Origin of the sequence: Actinomadura sp. SCN-SB, from assembly GCF_043906805.1 — a bacterium.
In the GTDB taxonomy this organism is placed as follows: Bacteria; Actinomycetota; Actinomycetes; order Streptosporangiales; family Streptosporangiaceae; genus Spirillospora.
The window spans coordinates 142,439-159,300 of record NZ_JBIMPP010000004.1; the positions used below are offsets into that span (position 1 = coordinate 142,439).

General features: G+C 73.2%; 15 protein-coding genes. 9 read left to right on the top strand and 6 right to left on the bottom strand.

Features of this window, described 5'->3' with window-relative positions:
* Window positions 1-150: 150 nt before the first annotated feature.
* Complete coding sequence (locus ACGWYJ_RS04260; protein ID WP_395104223.1) at window positions 151-1,116, top strand: alpha/beta hydrolase family esterase; 966 nt, start codon at window positions 151-153, stop codon at window positions 1,114-1,116.
* A 5-nt stretch (window positions 1,117-1,121) separates the two neighbouring features.
* On the opposite strand, the gene ACGWYJ_RS04265 is transcribed toward ACGWYJ_RS04260, so the two are convergent.
* From ACGWYJ_RS04265 to ACGWYJ_RS04275, 3 genes are all read right to left on the bottom strand, one after another.
* A complete protein-coding gene (locus ACGWYJ_RS04265; RefSeq protein WP_395104224.1) occupies window positions 1,122-1,391 on the bottom strand; it encodes a helix-turn-helix transcriptional regulator in 270 nt (89 codons plus the stop codon).
* On the bottom strand, window positions 1,301-2,407 hold the full coding sequence (locus ACGWYJ_RS04270) for a hypothetical protein (RefSeq protein WP_395104225.1): 1,107 nt from the start codon (window positions 2,405-2,407) through the stop codon (window positions 1,301-1,303). The genes ACGWYJ_RS04265 and ACGWYJ_RS04270 overlap by 91 nt, the downstream gene beginning before the upstream one ends.
* Window positions 2,408-2,553: 146 nt before the next feature.
* A complete protein-coding gene (locus ACGWYJ_RS04275) occupies window positions 2,554-3,597 on the bottom strand; it encodes a uroporphyrinogen decarboxylase family protein (protein ID WP_395104226.1) in 1,044 nt (347 codons plus the stop codon).
* Between the two features lie 245 nt (window positions 3,598-3,842).
* Between ACGWYJ_RS04275 and ACGWYJ_RS04280 the strand changes: the two genes are divergently transcribed.
* The 7 genes from ACGWYJ_RS04280 (at window position 3,843) to ACGWYJ_RS04310 (ending at window position 9,604) form a co-directional block, all read left to right on the top strand.
* On the top strand, window positions 3,843-4,445 hold the full coding sequence (locus tag ACGWYJ_RS04280) for a hypothetical protein (RefSeq protein WP_395104227.1): 603 nt from the start codon (window positions 3,843-3,845) through the stop codon (window positions 4,443-4,445).
* On the top strand, window positions 4,442-5,161 hold the full coding sequence (locus ACGWYJ_RS04285; RefSeq protein WP_395104228.1) for an ABC transporter ATP-binding protein: 720 nt from the start codon (window positions 4,442-4,444) through the stop codon (window positions 5,159-5,161). Before ACGWYJ_RS04280 ends, ACGWYJ_RS04285 begins: the two co-directional genes overlap by 4 nt.
* Before the next feature lie 173 nt (window positions 5,162-5,334).
* Window positions 5,335-6,921: a sensor histidine kinase gene (locus ACGWYJ_RS04290; RefSeq protein ID WP_395104229.1), complete on the top strand. Its 1,587-nt coding sequence runs from the start codon at window positions 5,335-5,337 to the stop codon at window positions 6,919-6,921.
* Between the two features lie 71 nt (window positions 6,922-6,992).
* Window positions 6,993-7,406 (top strand): roadblock/LC7 domain-containing protein, encoded by a 414-nt coding sequence (locus ACGWYJ_RS04295; RefSeq protein ID WP_395104230.1) that lies wholly within the window; start codon window positions 6,993-6,995, stop codon window positions 7,404-7,406.
* Window positions 7,403-7,765, top strand: coding sequence for a DUF742 domain-containing protein (locus ACGWYJ_RS04300; RefSeq protein ID WP_395104231.1), 363 nt, complete (start codon window positions 7,403-7,405; stop codon window positions 7,763-7,765). The genes ACGWYJ_RS04295 and ACGWYJ_RS04300 overlap by 4 nt, the downstream gene beginning before the upstream one ends.
* Window positions 7,746-8,390 carry an ATP/GTP-binding protein gene (locus ACGWYJ_RS04305; RefSeq protein ID WP_395104232.1) on the top strand — a complete coding sequence of 215 codons (645 nt, stop codon included), beginning with the start codon at window positions 7,746-7,748 and terminating at the stop codon, window positions 8,388-8,390. The genes ACGWYJ_RS04300 and ACGWYJ_RS04305 overlap by 20 nt, the downstream gene beginning before the upstream one ends.
* Window positions 8,387-9,604 carry a cytochrome P450 gene (locus tag ACGWYJ_RS04310; protein ID WP_395104233.1) on the top strand — a complete coding sequence of 406 codons (1,218 nt, stop codon included), beginning with the start codon at window positions 8,387-8,389 and terminating at the stop codon, window positions 9,602-9,604. Before ACGWYJ_RS04305 ends, ACGWYJ_RS04310 begins: the two co-directional genes overlap by 4 nt.
* 6 nt (window positions 9,605-9,610) lie before the next feature.
* Here ACGWYJ_RS04310 and ACGWYJ_RS04315 read toward each other — a convergent pair whose 3' ends face one another.
* A complete protein-coding gene (locus ACGWYJ_RS04315) occupies window positions 9,611-10,828 on the bottom strand; it encodes a cytochrome P450 (RefSeq protein WP_395104234.1) in 1,218 nt (405 codons plus the stop codon).
* 208 nt (window positions 10,829-11,036) lie between these two features.
* On the opposite strand from ACGWYJ_RS04315, the gene ACGWYJ_RS04320 reads away from it, so the two are divergent.
* Entirely contained in the window at window positions 11,037-15,326 is a 4,290-nt protein-coding gene (locus tag ACGWYJ_RS04320; RefSeq protein ID WP_395104235.1) for a glycosyl hydrolase-related protein, read from the top strand.
* On the opposite strand, the gene ACGWYJ_RS04325 is transcribed toward ACGWYJ_RS04320, so the two are convergent.
* Both ACGWYJ_RS04325 and ACGWYJ_RS04330 read right to left on the bottom strand, forming a co-directional pair.
* Entirely contained in the window at window positions 15,311-16,294 is a 984-nt protein-coding gene (locus ACGWYJ_RS04325; protein ID WP_395104236.1) for a TAXI family TRAP transporter solute-binding subunit, read from the bottom strand. The two genes, ACGWYJ_RS04320 and ACGWYJ_RS04325, sit on opposite strands and share 16 nt — an antisense overlap.
* Complete coding sequence (locus ACGWYJ_RS04330; RefSeq protein ID WP_395104237.1) at window positions 16,246-16,860, bottom strand: hypothetical protein; 615 nt, start codon at window positions 16,858-16,860, stop codon at window positions 16,246-16,248. The genes ACGWYJ_RS04325 and ACGWYJ_RS04330 overlap by 49 nt, the downstream gene beginning before the upstream one ends.
* Window positions 16,861-16,862 lie beyond the last annotated feature (2 nt).

Consider the following 16,862-nt stretch of genomic DNA (forward strand, 5'->3'; position numbering starts at 1 on the left):
CGACCCGCCCCAGTCAGCGTGATCCTTCCGTACGGCAGAGGAGGGGGCATATGAGCCCGCCGTGGAAAGTAGGGGCAGCCGACATAGGCGGCGCGGGTGGTGCGGCCTAACGTGCGGCCATACCGGTGAGCCAGATCACAAGGAGCTCCCATGGTCGTCTTCCGCCCCGGACGATTCCTGACCGTACTGCTGGCGATGCTCGCCCTTCTGGGCGGTGTCCTCGCCGCGCCCTCCGCCCGTGCCGCCTCCCTGGTACGGGTCACGTCGTTCGGTTCCAACCCCGGGAACCTGGCGATGTTCAGCTACCGTCCCGACGGCCTGCCCGGCGGCCGTCCTCTGGTCGTGCTGCTGCACGGCTGCACGCAAAACGCCACCGGCTACTTCACCAACTCCGGCTGGCGCGAATTCGCCGACCAGTTCGGGTTCGCGCTCGTGCTGCCGCAGACCAGCAGCGTCAACAACATCTCCAGTTGCTTCAACTGGTTCCAGACGGGCGACACGACGCGCGGCCAGGGTGAGGCCGCATCGGTGCGCTCCATGGTGTCGTACGCGGTCGCCAACTACGGGACCGACCCCTCACGGGTCTACGTGTCCGGACTGTCGGCCGGTGGCGCCATGTCCGCCGTCATGCTCGCCACCTACCCCGATGTCTTCGCCGCCGGATCGGTCGCCGCCGGGATCCCGTACCGCTGCGCCGTCAGCCTGTTGCAGGCGTCCGGCTGCCAGCTCGGAGCCACGACGAGGACACCGCAGCAGTGGGGTGACCTGGTGCGCAACGCCTTCCCCGGCTACTCGGGGCCGTACCCGCGGGTCGCCATCTGGCACGGCCAGTCCGACTTCACCGTCGTCCCCTCCAACGGCAGGCAGCTGCGGGACCAGTGGACGAACGTGCGCGGCGTCTCCCGGACACCGACGTCGACTCAATCGCTGACCGGTGGCACCACGCTGACGGTGTACGGGTCGGACGACGTGCGGCTCTACGAGATCGCCGGGATGGGGCACGGCCTGCCGATCGACCCCGGCGGCGCCGCCGACCAGTGCGGCTCCACGGCGGCGTACTTCCTCGACACGATCTGCTCGGCCTACCACGACGCCCGTTTCTTCGGGCTCGCCTGAGCCTCCTAGCCGAGGCCGTTGGTGGTGGTGCGCTGAAGCCGGCGGCGTGAGGTGAGCCCCAGCTTGACGAAGATCTTCCGGAGATGCCATTCGACGGTGCGAGGGCTGATGAACAGCCGGGCGCCGATCTCCGGATTGGTCAGGCCCTCGCGGACGAGCCGGATGATGTGCGCCTCCTGGGGCGTCAGCTCGCTCGCGGCCTGGGCGGTGCGCCTGCGCGCGCTCTCACCGGTGCTCCGCAGTTCGCGCGCCGCCCGCCGGGCGAACGCGAGCATGCCCATGGTGGCGAACAGGTCGTAGGCGGTGCGCAGGTGCCCGCGCGCGGCGCTCCGGTGATGCCGGCGGCGCAGCCACTCGCCGTAGAGAAGGTGCGCCCGTGCGATTCCACCCGGAGGGGCGTACGGCCCAGCAGGTCGATCGCCTCCTGATAGTGCTGGTCCGCTGCCGGGCGCTCCTCGTTGACCAGCGCCCGGCAGCGCGCCTCGATGCCCAGCGCCCAGTCGGTCCCGCTGGGCCGGGTCGCCTCGGTGAGCCGTCCCAGGGCCGCGTCGCCCAGCCGGGGCGTGCCGCCGCGCGCCGCGGCCTCGACGCCCTCCGCCAGCGCCCAGATCGCCGGGCCGATCCCCACGGTGGCATGCCGGGCGGCCCGCTCCGCCGCGGCGGACGCCTCCTTGTACCGGCCGTGGCCGTTGGCGAGCATGGCCCTGGACCAGTGGCTGATGGTCACCCCGCCGCCCTCGCCGCGGCGCGCCGCCTCGGCCTCGGCCGTCCTGAACAGCTCGTCGTCCGGGGCGCGGTCGCCCTGGAAGGCGGCGACCAGCAGGACGCCGTAGAGCGGCATGGACGCCCCGATCGCCTCGGACACGGTCCTGACCTCGTCGGCGAGCGCGGCGGCAGTGGTCAGGTCGCCGGCGAAGGCCAGCGCGCAGACGCGTGCGGTCAGCGCGAGGGGAAGGTCGGTGACCTGCCCGGACGTACGGGCCAGCCACACCTGCCGGTCGGACAGCAGGTCCCAGGTGGCGTAGTCCCACACGCCCACGGCGACCGCCCCGGCCGGCCACAACCACCGCGGCCCCTTGTCCTCGTCGAGGTCCGGGCCGCGGAAGGCGTCCAGGGCGCGCCCGATCGCGGGCATCCCCGCGGCCGGTCCGTCGATCACCCGGGCCGCCAGGCCGTCCAGCAGCAGGTCGGCGGGGCGCGGCGGGCCCTGGGGCGGCGGCGCCGCCCGTACGGCCTTCGGCGGCCACCTCCGGACACGTTCCGCATCGGCCCGCCCCGTCGCCACCGGCATCGCGTTTCGGAGGGTGGGAATGCCATTGACCGATCCGCTTTATCGGATCCCCCGATATCACCGGAGGAATCGGATGTCCGTAACACCGCCGTGGTAGTCTCCCGGCGGGCCCGGCGGGCCCGGCGGCCCACCGGGGGCCGGTCGGCTCACGTACGGTCGCCCAGCTCCGTCCGGAGCAGCCGCGCGGCGCCGGACATGGCGCGCATCTTGCCCTCGGCGGACTCGCGCGGAAGGTACTTCATCCCGCAGTCGGTGGCGATGACGATCTGCTCGGGCGGGATCCGGTCGAACGCCCGGCGGACGCGGTCGGCGACCAGCTCGGCGGACTCCACCGAGTGGTCGGACAGGTCGATCACCCCGAGGATGATGGTCTTGTCCGTGAGGTCGGCGAGCACCCCCAGGTCGAGCCCGGACTGCGCGGTCTCGATCGAGATCTGGTCCACCGGGCAGCCCGCCAGCTCCGGCAGGAACGAGTAGCCCTCGGGACGCTCGTGGATGATCGCCGCGTAGCCGAAGCAGATGTGCACGGCGGTGGTGCCGGTGATCCCCTCCAGTGCGGCGTTCAGCGCGGCCAGGCCGTACGCGCGGGCGGCCTCCGGGCGCGCCTGCATGTAGGGCTCGTCGATCTGCACGATGTCCGCGCCCGCCGCGAACAGGTCGGCGATCTCGGCGTTGACCGCCTTCGCGTAGTCCATCGCCGCGGCCTCGGCGTCGGGGTAGTACTCGTTCTGCGCCTGCTGGGACATGGTGAACGGTCCCGGCACCGTCATCTTGATCGTCCGGTCGGTGTGCGCCCGCAGGAACCGCACGTCGTCGACCTCGACCGGGTGCGGCCGGTGGATCGGCCCGACGATCCGCGGCACGGGATTGGGGTGGCCGCTGCGGTCCAGCGCCGTGCCGGGATTGTCGATGTCGACGCCCTCCAGCGCCGTCGCGAAATGGTTGGAGTAGCTCTCCCTGCGGATCTCCCCGTCGGTCAGGATGTCGAGCCCGGCCTCCTCCTGCGCCCGGATCGCCAGCAGCGTGGCGTCGTCCTGAGCCTGGGCGAGGAACTCGGGTGGGATGCGCCACAGTTCCTTGGCGCGCACCCGCGGCGGGAAGCGCCCGGCGAGCTTGGAACGATCGATCAGCCATTCGGGCTGGGCATAGCTTCCGACAAGGGACGTCGGCAACAGGGGCAACGATGCCATGGGGGTCTCCTCGGGATCATGACGACCGCCCCAGTCTGGGCATCCCGCCCCGCCCTCGTCCAGTTGCCCCTTGTCCCACGGGTCGGACATACGTCATCAGTCCGCCCCATGCGCGGGGGACTGGTCGTACGGAGGATGGGCAGCGACCGGGCCCTGCTGCCGGCCGCCTGCGCGACCGCGATGTTCACCACGACCGTGCTGGCGGCGCTCGTCGGGTACGCCGGGAGCTGTCGGTCTCGGCGGGGATGCGCAGTGACTCCTACACCCTTCCCGGGCAGGAGCGCCGCGACCACCCCGACCTCACGGCGTTCGCGAGCTACACCGGAATCGAGGGGCATGCCCGGCTGGCACGGGGCCGCTGGCCGCGGGCCGCCGGGGGCGGCGAGGTGGAGGCGGCCCTGCCGAGCGCCGCCGCCCAGTGGATCCGCGTGGGCGTGGGGGACGTCCTCACGCTGCGCGGCAGGATCGACACCGACGATGTCGTGCGGGTGAGGGTCGTCGGGCTGTTCGACGCCACGCGCCCCGAGGAGTACTTCTGGCAGGGCGACCGGCTCATCACCACGGGCGCCGACGTCCGCTGGACGGTGCTGCCCGATCTGCGGCACGTGGACGCCGGGGAGATCGGCCCGCTGGGCGACCGCGCGGCCCGCGGCTCCGCGGCCTTCCAGGGCGCGGGCGGCGGCGGGCAGGTCACGGTCGTGACGTCGCTGCCCGAGCTGGCGGACGAGGTCGGCGAGGCCGTCCAGGTGGCGTGGCACCGAGGCCCTGGACATGCGCGACCGTGTCCGGCTGGCGCTGGAGAGCGACCATGTCGGTGTCTGGCCGGAACGCGAGGGGGGCCGGGATGAGCGGGAGTGACCCGATGGTCGTCGTGGACGGCCTCACCACGACCTACCGGACGGGCCGGACGGAGGTCAGGGCGCTGCGCGGCGCCTCGCTGAGCGCGCGCCCCGGCGAGCTGGTCGCGATCAACGGCCGTTCCGGCTCGGGCAAGACCACCCTGCTCAACCTGATCGGCGGCCTGGACGTCCCGGACTCGGGCACGGCGCGGGTGGACGGCCGGGACGTCGGCGCGCTCGCCGAGGACGACCTGCTGTCGCTGCGCCGCGACGTCATCGGGTTCGTGTTCCAGTCGCACGGCCTGATCCCCGTGCTGTCGGCGGCCGAGAACGTGGAGGTGCCGCTGCGGCTGGCCCGGAGGCCGGCGGCCGAGCGCGCCGAGCGGGTCCGCGTCCTGCTGTCCCTCGTCGGCCTGCGCGAGCACGCGGAGCAGCGGCCCTACGAGCTGTCGGGCGGCCAGCGGCAGCGGGTGGCCATCGCCCGCGCCCTGGCCAACCGGCCCCGGGTGCTGCCGGCCGACGAGCCGACCGGCCGGCTCGACTCCGAGACCGCGGCGACGATCATGCCGCTGCTGCGCGCGGTGGTCCGCGGCGAGAACGTCACCGCGCTGGTCGCCACGCATGACCGGGTGCTGCTGGGGGCGGCGGACCGCGTCCTGAACCTGCGGGACGGCGTGATCGCGGAAACCGGCGGCCCGCCTGAATTCTCCCCGCCACCCCATTAATGGCTATAACCGACATACAAGGCGAATCTCCGTGCGGGTGAATTCTGGGGAGTCGCCTCGCTTGTCGGTGCCGTTTGCTGCATTATGGGTCCCACCCAATTTCCGGAGTTCGGCCCACGACGCCGGTCTATCCGTACGCCCACGATCCGTCCCCCGTTTAAAGGAATCGTCGGATGGCAGTACACGCAAGCCGTGCGCAGATACGGCGCGCGGCGCTGGAACGCGCCCTCTTCATCTGGCTCGGAGCGGCGCCGGCGTGCGGAGGCGTTTGGCTGCTGATCGTCGTGCTCGCCGAGCCCGCGGAGCCGCTGCTGGCCATCTGCGGCGGCGCCGCCGTCGTGGCGCTCAGCGCGGCGATCGCGGCCTCGGCCTACTTCGCCGACCGGGCGCGCCGGGCCCGCGCCGCGCTGGCCGAGGCGCGTTCCGACGGCGACCGGCTCGAACGCCGCATGCACGACCTGGTGGACGGCCCGCTGCCCGCGCTGCTCGCCCGCCTCGCCGACGGCCAGTCACCGGCGACGGCGCTGGCCGACTTCCCGCCGCCGCCCGACCCGGTGGTGGGCCGCCTGCTGCGCACGGTCGTGGAGGGCGTCGCCTCCACCGCCGGCGCGGCGGCCCGTGCCCGGATGGAGGTCACCGCCCTGGAGAACGAGGCGGGACGGCTGGTCGACAGCACCATGCCCGCCGTGGCCGGCCGGATCCGCGAGGGACGCGCCGCCGCCGCGACCGCCCTGGCCGAGGTCTCGGCGCCCGCGCACGAGTCGATGCGGCGCGTCCTGCGCCGGTTCGCCGACGACCTGGCGTCCGGCGAACGGACCAGCGCCGCCGCGATGGCCTCCTGCGCCAGCGCCGCGGCGCGCATCCAGGCGCAGACCACCCGTATGCTGGCGCAACTGCGCGAGCTTGAGGACCGGTACGGCGACGACGCGGTCTTCGGCGACCTGCTGGCGCTCGACCACGAGGTCTCGCAGCTCGGCCGGCTGGCCGACAGCATCGCGCTGCTCAGCGGCGGCCGGTCGGGGCGGCGCTGGACCAAGCCGATCGTGATGGAGAGCATCCTGCGCGGCGCCATGGGCCGCATCAGCGCCTACCGCCGCGTCAAGTACCACTCCGCCAGCGAGGCGGCGGTCGCGGGCTTCGCCGCCGAGGGTGTGATGCACGTGCTGGCCGAGCTGATGGACAACGCCGCCAACTTCTCCCCGCACGGCAGCATGGTCCACGTCTACGTCGAGGAGGAGGACGCCGGCGTGGTCGTCACCATCGAGGACTCCGGCCTGGGGATGCGCCGCCGGGAGCGGGAGCGGGCCGAGCGGCTGGTCGCCGAGGCCGCCGACCTGTCCTCCCTCCCCGGCACCCGGCTCGGCCTCGCGGTGGTCGGGAGGCTCGCCCGCAAGCACGAGCTGACGATCAGCTTCCGGCCGTCCTCGCGCGGCGGCACCGGCGTGGTGGTCCTGATCCCCGCCAAGCTCATCAGCCACCTCCCGCCGGGGGACGGGCCCGAGCCGGCCGGGGGGCCCGGCTCGGCCGGCGCGCCGGCGTCCACCGTGGACCTGGACGGCGACGACGGCGACCTGGCGCTCCCCAAGCGGCGGCGCGGCGCGGCCTTGGCGAAGGCGCCGGCCTCCGCCCGCGCGGTGACCTCCGACGCCCGCCCGCGCGACCCCGGAGCCCGGTTCGCCGCGTTCCACGGTTCCGCGGCGAAACGCTCCCGCCCGGCCGCGGAGGAGCCGGGCGAGCCCCCGGCCGACCCCGACCTGTAGCGGCCGGTACACAGCTGGACGAGTGATGGGAGGAGGGACGCCCGGCAGGCCGATGGCGTCCCGCGCAATCGATGACCACTGAGCAGCGCGACCTCGGATGGCTGCTGGCGACCCTGGCGGACCGGGCGCCCGGCGTCCGGCACGTCCTGGTGCTGTCCAAGGACGGCCTGAAGATCAGCCATACCAGCGAACTCGACGAGGACCGGGCCGACCAGCTCGCCGCGATCGCCGCCGGCATCCAGAGCCTGTCGCTGAGCGCGTCCGGCGACTTCGGCGTCGGCATCGGCGCGGGCCAGTCGATGGTGGAGTTCCCCGGAGGCGCTTTGTTGATCGTGCCCGCCGGCGAGGGCGCCCATCTCGCGGTGATCGCCGACGAGACGGCCGACGTCGGGCTCGTGGGGCACAGCATGAACGAGCTGGTCGAGCAGATCGGCGGTCACCTCACGGCCGCTCCGCGCCGGGCGGGGCACGACGTCCCGCGATGAACCGCCGCCGCCTCGCCGAGGAGAACCCCGACCGGCTCTACACCGTCACCGGGGGCCGTGCCCAGGCCGACGACGACGGCCTGGACCTGGTGGCGCTGATCGTCGCCGAGGACGAGCCGGTTCCGGGGATGCAGTCCGAGCACGCGGCGATCCTCCGGCTGTGCAGGGACCATCCGATGGCGGTGGTCGAGCTGGCGTCCCGGCTGCGGATGCCGGTGGGCGTGGTGAAGATCCTGCTGCTCGACCTGCGCGACACCGGCCGCGTCACCGTCCGCCACCCGTCCTCGGCCACCGCCCCGGCGCGGCGGGCCGACCAGGAAACGCTGAAGCAGGTGCTCCTTGGACTCGAGAAACTCTGACACGGCCGCGGGCGACACCGAGCCGCCGCTGAGCGACACCGTGCGGGACGCGCTGAAGATCGTCGTCGTGGGCGGGTTCGGCGCGGGCAAGACCACCATGGTCGGCTCGGTCAGCGAGATCCGCCCGCTGAGCACCGAAGAGACCATGACGCAGGCCGGGGTCGGGATCGACGACATCAGCCGGGTGGAGCACAAGAGGACCACCACGGTCGCGTTCGACTTCGGCCGGATCTCGCTGGACGAGCGGCGGGTGCTCTACCTGTTCGGCGCCCCGGGGCAGGAGCGGTTCTGGTTCCTGTGGGACCGGCTGTTCTCCGGGACGCTGGGCGCGATCGTCCTCGTCGACACCCGGCGGCTGGAGGACTCCTTCTACTGCCTGGACCGCCTGGAGGCGCACTCGACGCCGTTCGTGGTGGCGGTCAACCGGTTCCCCGGGCCCCGTCCGCCGCTGGACCGGGTCCGCGACGCGCTGTCCCTGCCGGAGGACGTGCCCATCGTCGACTGCGACGCGCGCAGGCGGGAGTCGGCCAAATCCGTGTTGATCACCCTCGTCCGGTACCTGACCCGGCTGGCGGAGGCGGGCGCGCCCGAACCCATGGCCGCCGCCGAGAGGAGCACGCCATGACGGAGACCTCGGAGGAGACGCGCGCGGACGCGGTGCGGCTGACCGGCGCCGGGATCGCGAACCGGCCCGGCGAGTTCTACCGCGCCCTGCGGCGCGAGCACGGCCCGGTCGTCCCCGTCCTGCTGGACGGGGACGTGCCCGCCTGGTTCGTGATCGGCTACCGGGAGGTCAACCACATCACCAGCAATCCCCGGCAGTTCGCCCGCGACTGCCGCCGCTGGAACGCCTGGGACCAGGTGCCGGACGACTGGCCGCTGATGCCCTATGTCGGCTGGACGCCGTCGGTGATGTTCGCCGAGGGAGAGGAGCACCAGCGGCGGGCGGGGGCGATCGGCGACGCGCTGGACGCCGTGGACCGCACCGAGCTCGCGGTGATCTGCGAGGAGCTGTCCGACCGGCTGATCGACGGCTTCGCCGGTGAGGGCCGGGCCGATCTGATCGGGCGGTTCTCGCACCGGATCCCGCTGCTGGTGATGGCCAGGCTGTTCGGCCTGCCCGACGCCGACGTCCCCGACCTGGTGCGCGACGTCGCCGAGTCGCTGGACGCGGACGAGAAGGCCGCGGCCGCGCACCAGCGGATCCAGGAGCGGATGCGGCGGCTGGTGGACGAGCGCGGGCGGCGCGGCGGACGGGACGTGCCGTCCCGGCTGCTGGAGCACCCCGCGGGCCTCACCCCGGACGAGGTGACCATCGACCTGCTGGTGGTGATGGCCGCCGCGCAGCAGCCGACCGGCAACTGGATCGGCAACACGCTGCGCCTGATGCTGGTCGACGACCAGTTCTCGATGGGGCTGCAGGGCGGCCGCAACAGCGTGGACCAGGCGCTGAACCAGGTGCTGTGGAAGGACACGCCGACGCAGAACTTCATCGGCCGGTGGGCGGTGCACGGCTGCACCCTCGGCGGCCGGCACATCCGCGCGGGCGACCTGCTGGTGCTGGGGCTGGCCGCGGCCAACGGCGACCCGCAGGTGCAGCCCGCCGACCACGGCGACCCGGGCAACCGCGCCCACATGTCGTTCGGGCACGGGGAGCACGGCTGCCCGTTCCCCGCGCCCGAGCTGGCCGAGGTGATCGCGCGCACCGCCGTCGGGGCGCTGCTGGACCGGCTGCCCGACGTGGAGCTCGCGGTCCCGGCCGGCGAGCTGGAGTGGCGGCCGTCGCTGTGGATGCGCGGCCTGCACTCCCTCCCGGTCGTGTTCACCCCGACGGCGTGAGGACGGTCATGCCGCCGGGGTGAACTCCACGGGCAGCGATCCGGGGCCGCGGGTGAACACGCCCCGCTCGACGGGGACGGCCCCGTCGGCGAGCCGCATGTCCGGCATGGCGTCCAGCAGCAGGTTCGCGCCGACCTCGACCTCGGTCTTGGCCAGCAGCGCGCCCACGCAGAAGTGCCGGCCGAGCGCGAAGGCCAGGTGGTCGGCGGCGGCGGAGAAGGCGCTGGTGGTCTTCAGGTCGTCCCGGAAGATGTCGAACCGCTCGGGGTCGCGGTAGCGGCCGGGGTCGCGGTTGGCCGCGCCGATCAGGCAGGTGACGGTGCTGCCCGCGGGGATCGTGACGCCGCCGATCTCCACGTCCTCGGCCGGCTGCCGCATGATCATGTGGACGGGCGGGGTGTAGCGGAGGGTCTCGGCGAGCGCGGGCGCGATCAGGTCGCGGTCTTCCCGCACCGCCGCGAGCTGCTCGGGGTTCCGCAGCAGGTTCGCGAACAGCGCCGCGACCGCCTTGTCGGTGGTCTCCCCGCCGGCGGCCAGCAGCAGGCTGACGAACGCCTTGATGTCCTCGTCGCTCATCCGGGTGCCGTCGATCTCGGCGAGGCACAGCCGGGACAGCAGGTCGTCGCCGGGGTTCTCGCGCCGCTCCGCGATGATCGGCAGCATGTAGGCGGCCAGTTCCTCGCGGGTGCGCAGCCCGGCCGCCGCGATGTCGGGGTCCTGGGAGAGGTTTCCGAGGAACGCGATGATCGAGGTGTACCAGCGCTGGAACCTGGCGTGGTCGGCCTGGTCGAGCCCGAGCATGTCGACGATGACGTTGATGGGGAAATGGGTACTGAACTGGCCGACCAGTTCCACCTTTCCCGCCGTCCGGAATCCGTCGATGAGGGTGCGGGCATTGTGCTCGATCACCGGCAGGAACCGTTGCTGCAGTTCGTCGCCGCGGAAGGCGGGGGCGACCAGGCCGCGGCGCACCGCGTGCTCGCGCCCGCTGAGCTGGAGGATGGTGCGGCCGTGTACCGGTTCGAGCTGCCAGTCGTAGTTGGCGGTGGTGAACACCGGGTCGCGGAAGGCCCGCGCCACGTCCTCGTAGCGGGAGATCACATAACTCTGCATGGGTTCGTGCCAGAGGACGGGAAATTCTTCCCGCAGGACGCGGTAGGAGCCGTAAGGATCGGCGGCGAATTCGGGGGAGGTGATATCGGGCGCTTCCGGCCTGACTGTCATCCGGCACTCCATTGTCAACAGGCGATCGCAGGGTTGCGACCGAGCCTAGGTAAACCGGTGCGGGCACGTCCACAATGAAGATCCAAAGCGCCTTGTCGGCCCCCTTTGTGCACCTGTCCGAAATTCGCGGTGCCGCGTCCGCAACCCCACGCGCCAAAACCTCAGAATGTTACCGGCACAGGGGGGAAGGGTGGATCGGAGGGGATCCTTGCGAATCAGCGGTGTTGAGGGGACGGATCTGTTCATCGGGCCGCCGCTCGCGCCCCGGCAGGTCGTGCGGGTGCGGCTGACGGCGGAGCGCGCGGTCGGGGAGCTTCGGGTACGGGTGGACGGCCCGGCGGTCACGACGCCCGAGCCGGTGATCGTGAACGGGCTCGCGGCGGGCGAGGAACGGTCCGTCGAGGTGGGGGTCCGGCCGGCCGAGCCCGTCACCGAGGGGGCCGCGCGCCGGGTGACCGCGGTCGCCGAGGAGACCGGGCCGGACGCGGGACGGTGCGCGGCGGAGGGTGAGATCGTCGCGGCGGCCACCGGCTGGACGATGTGGATGGTCTCGCACTTCCACTACGACCCGGTGTGGTGGAACACCCAGGGCGGGTTCACCGAGGCGTGGTACGACCTGCCGGGGGCGGAGGCGCTGCGGCCCGGAACGGTCAGGACCGCCTTCGACCTGGTGCGCGCCCATCTGGACGCCGCGCGCCGGGACCCCGACTACAAGTTCGTGCTCGCCGAGGTCGACTACCTCAAGCCGTACTGGGACGTCTTCCCGGAGGACCGGGCCGACCTGCGGCGCCTCCTCGGCGAGGGACGGATCGAGATCGTCGGCGGCGACTACAACGAGCCGAACACCAACCTCACCCACCCCGAGTCGACGATCCGCAACGCGGTGTACGGGGTCGGCTACCAGCGCGACGTGGTCGGCGGCGATCCCCGGTCGGCGTGGATGCTGGACGTGTTCGGGCACGACCCCGCCTACCCGGGACTCATGGCGGACGCGGGGCTGACGTCCAGCGCGTGGGCGCGCGGTCCCTTCCACATGTGGGGGCCGAACCGGCATGTCGGCGACAACCGGCGGATGCAGTTCCCCTCGGAGTTCGAGTGGATCTCACCGAACGGGCGCGGGCTGCTCACCGCGTACATGCCGAACCATTACGGCGCCGGCTGGGCCATGGAGGGAGCCCCGGCGCGCGACGAGGCCGCGCTGATCGCCTATGGGCAGTTCGCCGAGCTCAAGCCGGTCGCGGCCACCCGCAACGTGCTCCTGCCGGTGGGCGCCGACCATGTCGTCCCGTCCCGCTGGTGCACCGAGATCCACCGGGACTGGAACGCGCGGTACGTCTGGCCGCGGTTCGTGGTCGGCCTGCCCCGCGAGTTCTTCGGCGCGGTGCGGGAGGAGCTGGGCGCGAGCGGGCGGCGGCCCAGCCCGCAGACCCGCGACATGAATCCCGTCTACACCGGCAAGGACGTCTCCTACATCGACACCAAGCAGGCGCAGCGCGCCGCCGAGGTCGCCGTCCTGGACGCCGAGCGGCTGGCCGCCCTCGCCGCGCTGGGCGGCGCCCCCTATCCGGGTGAGGAGCTGGACAAGTCGTGGCGGCAACTGGTCTACGGCGCGCACCACGACGGCATCACCGGGAGCGAGTCCGACCAGGTGTACGTCGATCTGCTCGGCGGCTGGCGGGAGGCGTTCGAGCTGGCCGACCGGGCGCGGACGCAGGCGATCGACGACCTGGCGGCGCGCGTGGACACCTCCGGCCCGGGTGTCGCCGTCGTCGTGGTCAACACGCTGTCGTGGCCGCGGCACGGGATCACCGAGGTGCGGTTGACCTTCCCGGACGGCGGCTTCCGGGGGGTGCGCCTCGTGGACGAGGCCGGGGAGACCGTCCCGGCGCTCGGTGAAGGGGTGCGGCGCGACGGCTCGGGACTGCTGACCCGGATCACGCTGACCTTCCTCGCGAGGGACGTCCCGGCGCTCGGGTACCGCGTGTATCGCGCCGTCCCGGACGAGGCCGTGCCCGGCGGCTGGAACGCCCTGCCCGATGGGGGCGGGGCGGCGCCGGTGACCGTGGCCAACCGGGCGTTCGAGGTGACCGCCGACCCGGCGCGCGGCGGTGCCCTGACCTCGATCCGTGCCCTGCGTGACGGGCTCGAACTGCTGCGGCCCGGCGGGCTTGGCGGCGAGTTCGTCCTTCAGCGGGAGCACCCGACCCACCCGGTCTGGGGCGAGGGGCCGTGGCATCTGCTGCCCGCCGGGCCCGGCACCGGGAGCGGCGACGGCGGGTCGGGGACCGCGGTCGTCCGGGCGGAGGAGTGCGCCGTCGGCCGCCGCGTCGTGACCGAGACGTCGCTCGGCGATCTGCGGATCACCGGCGAGGCGCTGCTCTGGGACGGCGTCGGCCGGGTCGACTTCCGGACGCGGGTCCACGGGTCCATCGGCTCGGACCACCTGCTGCGGGTCCGCTTCGACCTGGACGTTCCGGGTGGGCGGCCGGTGGCGGAGGTCGGGTTCGGCGCGATCGGCCGGCCGTTCGGGTTCCCGGACGCCGACGCCGCCGAGGACCTGTGGACGCTGGACAATCCCGCGCACACCTGGACGGCGCTCGGCGCCACCGCCCGTATCGCGCTGACCGGCGACGGCGGCGCCCGCCACGAGTACGCGATCGGCGTCGCCGAGGTGGTCGCGGCCGGCGATCCCGAGACGGCCGAGGAGGTGCGCGCCGTGATGGCCGCGCTCGCCGCGCAGGGCGTGACGGCGACCCTCACCCGGCCGGAAGGTCCCCGCTACGGCGCCCTGGACGTCGACTCGAACCTGCCGGACGTGCGCGTCGTCCTCGGCGGCCCGGAGACCAACCCGTTCGCCGAACAGGTCCTCGCGGGCGCCGATCCGGCGTACCGGGAGGCGCTGGCGGACCACGGACGGGTGCTCGTGCCGCCCGCCCGTCCCCTCACCGAGGTGTGGCGGCCGGGCGCGGACCTGCGCGGGACGAGGGACCTGCCGGTGCTCATCGTCTCCGGCGACCTCGCCGCGTTCCGCGACGATCTCGCCGACGCGACCATCGAGGTCCGCCATCCCGGCGCGCCCACCGGCCCGTCCGCCCTCGGCGACCCGCTGGCCGGGTACTCGGTGGCGCTGCTGAACGCCGGCACGCCCGGCACCGTCACCACGACCGCCGGGACCGTCCACCTCAACCTCATGCGCTCGTGCAGCACCTGGCCGAGCGGCGTGTGGATCGACGGGCCGCTGCGCACCGCCCCGGACGGGTCCAGCCTGTCGTGGCAGCACTGGAGCCACACGTTCCGCTACAGCCTGGTGGCGGGCGAGGGCGACTGGCGCACCGCCGGGTTCGTGCAGGCCGGGCAGGAGTTCAACCACGACCTTCTCGCGCGGGAGACCGCGTCCCACCCGGGCGGGCTGCCACCGAGCGCCGGGCTGGTGACGGTACGGCCGGGCAACGTCGTGCTGAGCGCGCTCAAGCCGTCCGGCAACCCGCTGGCCGCGGGGCGCGACGGCGCCCAGGATGCTCTGGACGGCCTCACGGTCCGCCTGCACGAAGCGACGGGACGGGAGACGACCGCGCGGATCGCGCTGCTCACCGGAATCGCCGAAGCGGAGGTGACCGACCTGCTGGAGGCCCCCACCGGCCGGCGCCTCGACGACGCCTCGCTGGACCTGGGGCCGCTCGACGTGGTCACCCTGCGGCTGCGTCCCGAACGCGGGCTACCGGCCGCTGATCACCGGCAGGACGCCGGGCGGGAGCGGCGGCCGGTGTTCTCCCGCTACTGGCTGCACAACCAGGGCCCGGCACCGCTGGGCAACAAGCCGGTCGCGGTGCACGTGTCCCCGCAGCGGCTCGACGGGCCGGGGACGCTGCGCGTGACGGTGGCCGCGTCCGGGCGTCCCGCGACGGGGAGGCTGGAGCTGCTCGTCCCTGACGAACTGGTGGCCGCCGTGGAACCTGGCCGCCTCGACTACCGGCTGGGCGAGGGCGAGTACGCGGCATGGGACCTCAAGGTGGGCGTGGACGGCGCCGCCGAGGGGACGTACTACCTCGCCGCCCGGATCCACGATGACCGGGGCCGCGCCTGGGAGGACGTGGCGGCGATCAGAATCGGCGAGGCGGCCCAAGCCGACCCGCTGGAGATCCTGGTGACCCCGGACGCCATTGCCCTGGCGCCCGGCGAGTCGGCGGAGCTGACCGTGGAGGTGCGCGGCTGCGCGGCGTCCCCGGTGCGAGGGGAGGCGCAGGTGGTGAGCCCCTACGGCACCTGGGGTCCGGGCGCGGACGTGCTGGTCGATCCGTGGACGCTGCCGTTCGAGGTGGCGCCCGGGGACACCGCCGGTCTGCGCTTTCCCGTGCGCGCCCCCGCGTCCGCGAGTCCGGGCGCCTGGTGGGCACTGGTCAAGGTGGCGGCGTTCGGGCACGTCCACTACAGCGAGACCACCTCCATCGAGGTGGTCTCGCGGTCGCCGCACGCCGCCTCCGGTCAGCCGCCGGAGTAGTACCTCCTGGCTCCCGGGTGCAGCGGGATCGGCTCGGTCCTGGGAGCGCGGGCGCGGTCGATGTTCTCGGCCTCGGGATGGACCCTGACCAGGTCCTGCCTGCGGTCGAAGATGACCTTGGCGAGCTGGAAGGCCAGGTCGTCGGGCATCGTGGGCGAGACGATCAGGACGTTGGGCACCAGGATCGTCGGCACCGGCCGCGGGGTCTTGTAGACGTTCCGCCGGATGGTGGTGGGCTGGTAGATCTGCCCGTACCTGGCCTGGAGCCTGGGCAGCTCCCGGTCCAGCGGCACGAAGACCGCCCGGGACCTGAGGCTGGTCATCAGGTCGGTGATGCCGCTGGTGGGCAGGCCGCCCGACCACACCATGGCGTCGATCGTGCCGTCCTTCATGCCCTGGACGGTCTCGGGCAGCGACAGCGCCTGCCGCCGGATGCCCGACTTCGGGTTGATGCCCGCCGCCTCCAGCAGGCGCACCGCCATGGCCTCCGTCCCGGAGTTGGGCGACCCGGTGGAGACCCGCTTGCCCCGCATGTCCGCGACCCTCCGGATACCGGAGTCGGCGCGGGCGATGACGTGGACGTAGTTGTCGTAGATGCGGGCCAGCGCGCGGATCGGCTGCGGGGAGTCGAACGAGTGCTTGCCGGTCGCCGCCTCCCCCGCCACGTCGGCGAGGCTGAACGCGATGTCGGAGTCGCCGCGCACCACCCGCTGGATGTTCTCGATGGACGCGCCGGTGGCCTCCGCGGTGGCCTGGTAGCCGCGCACGTTCTTGCTGATCACGTCCGCGTAGCCGCCGCCGAGCTGGTAGTAGACGCCGGTGGTGTTGCCGGTGGCGATGGACAGCCGGCCCCGGTTGTAGGGGCCGCCTTCGTCGCTCTCACGTTCGCCGCCGCAGGCCGTCAGCCCCAGCGTCGTCGTCAGCGCCAGCGTCGCCAGGACGGCGCGGGAGCGGAGGATGGTGCGCATCGTTGTCCTTCCCTGGCAGAGGGGGTGGAGGAGAGGAGAAGGGGCTGGCCGGCAGCAGATGGACGATCACCGCGGCCGCCGGCAGCCCGAGCCCCACGGCCACGCTGCCGGGCCGCAGGTACGCCCAGCGTGGGCGGCGAGAGGATCGCCCCGATCCCGGCCGCCGCCAGCACCCCGCCTCCCGCGGCGGGCGGATACCCGGCCCGCCGGATGAACGCGTCGATGCCGAAGATCGGATAGGCGCAGACGACGACCGAGAGCACGGCCGGCGCCCAGTCGGCGACGCTCGGCCGTTCGCGCTCCGCCTCCCGCTTCCGGAACCAGGGCAGCGTGATCCCGGACCGGTAGGACAGGAACGTCAACGGCAGCACGGACGCCAGGAACGCCATCCGGTACTGCAACGCCGGAACGGGCCTGAACACCGCGTACAGGACGTACACCGACACCCCGAACGCGACCGCCCCGGCCAGGTACGCCACCGGCCCGCCGAGCCTCCGCGCGGGCCGCTCCGCGTCGTACTCGGCGATCACGGCCTCGGCATCGCCCGTCCCCACACGCTCGGACACGG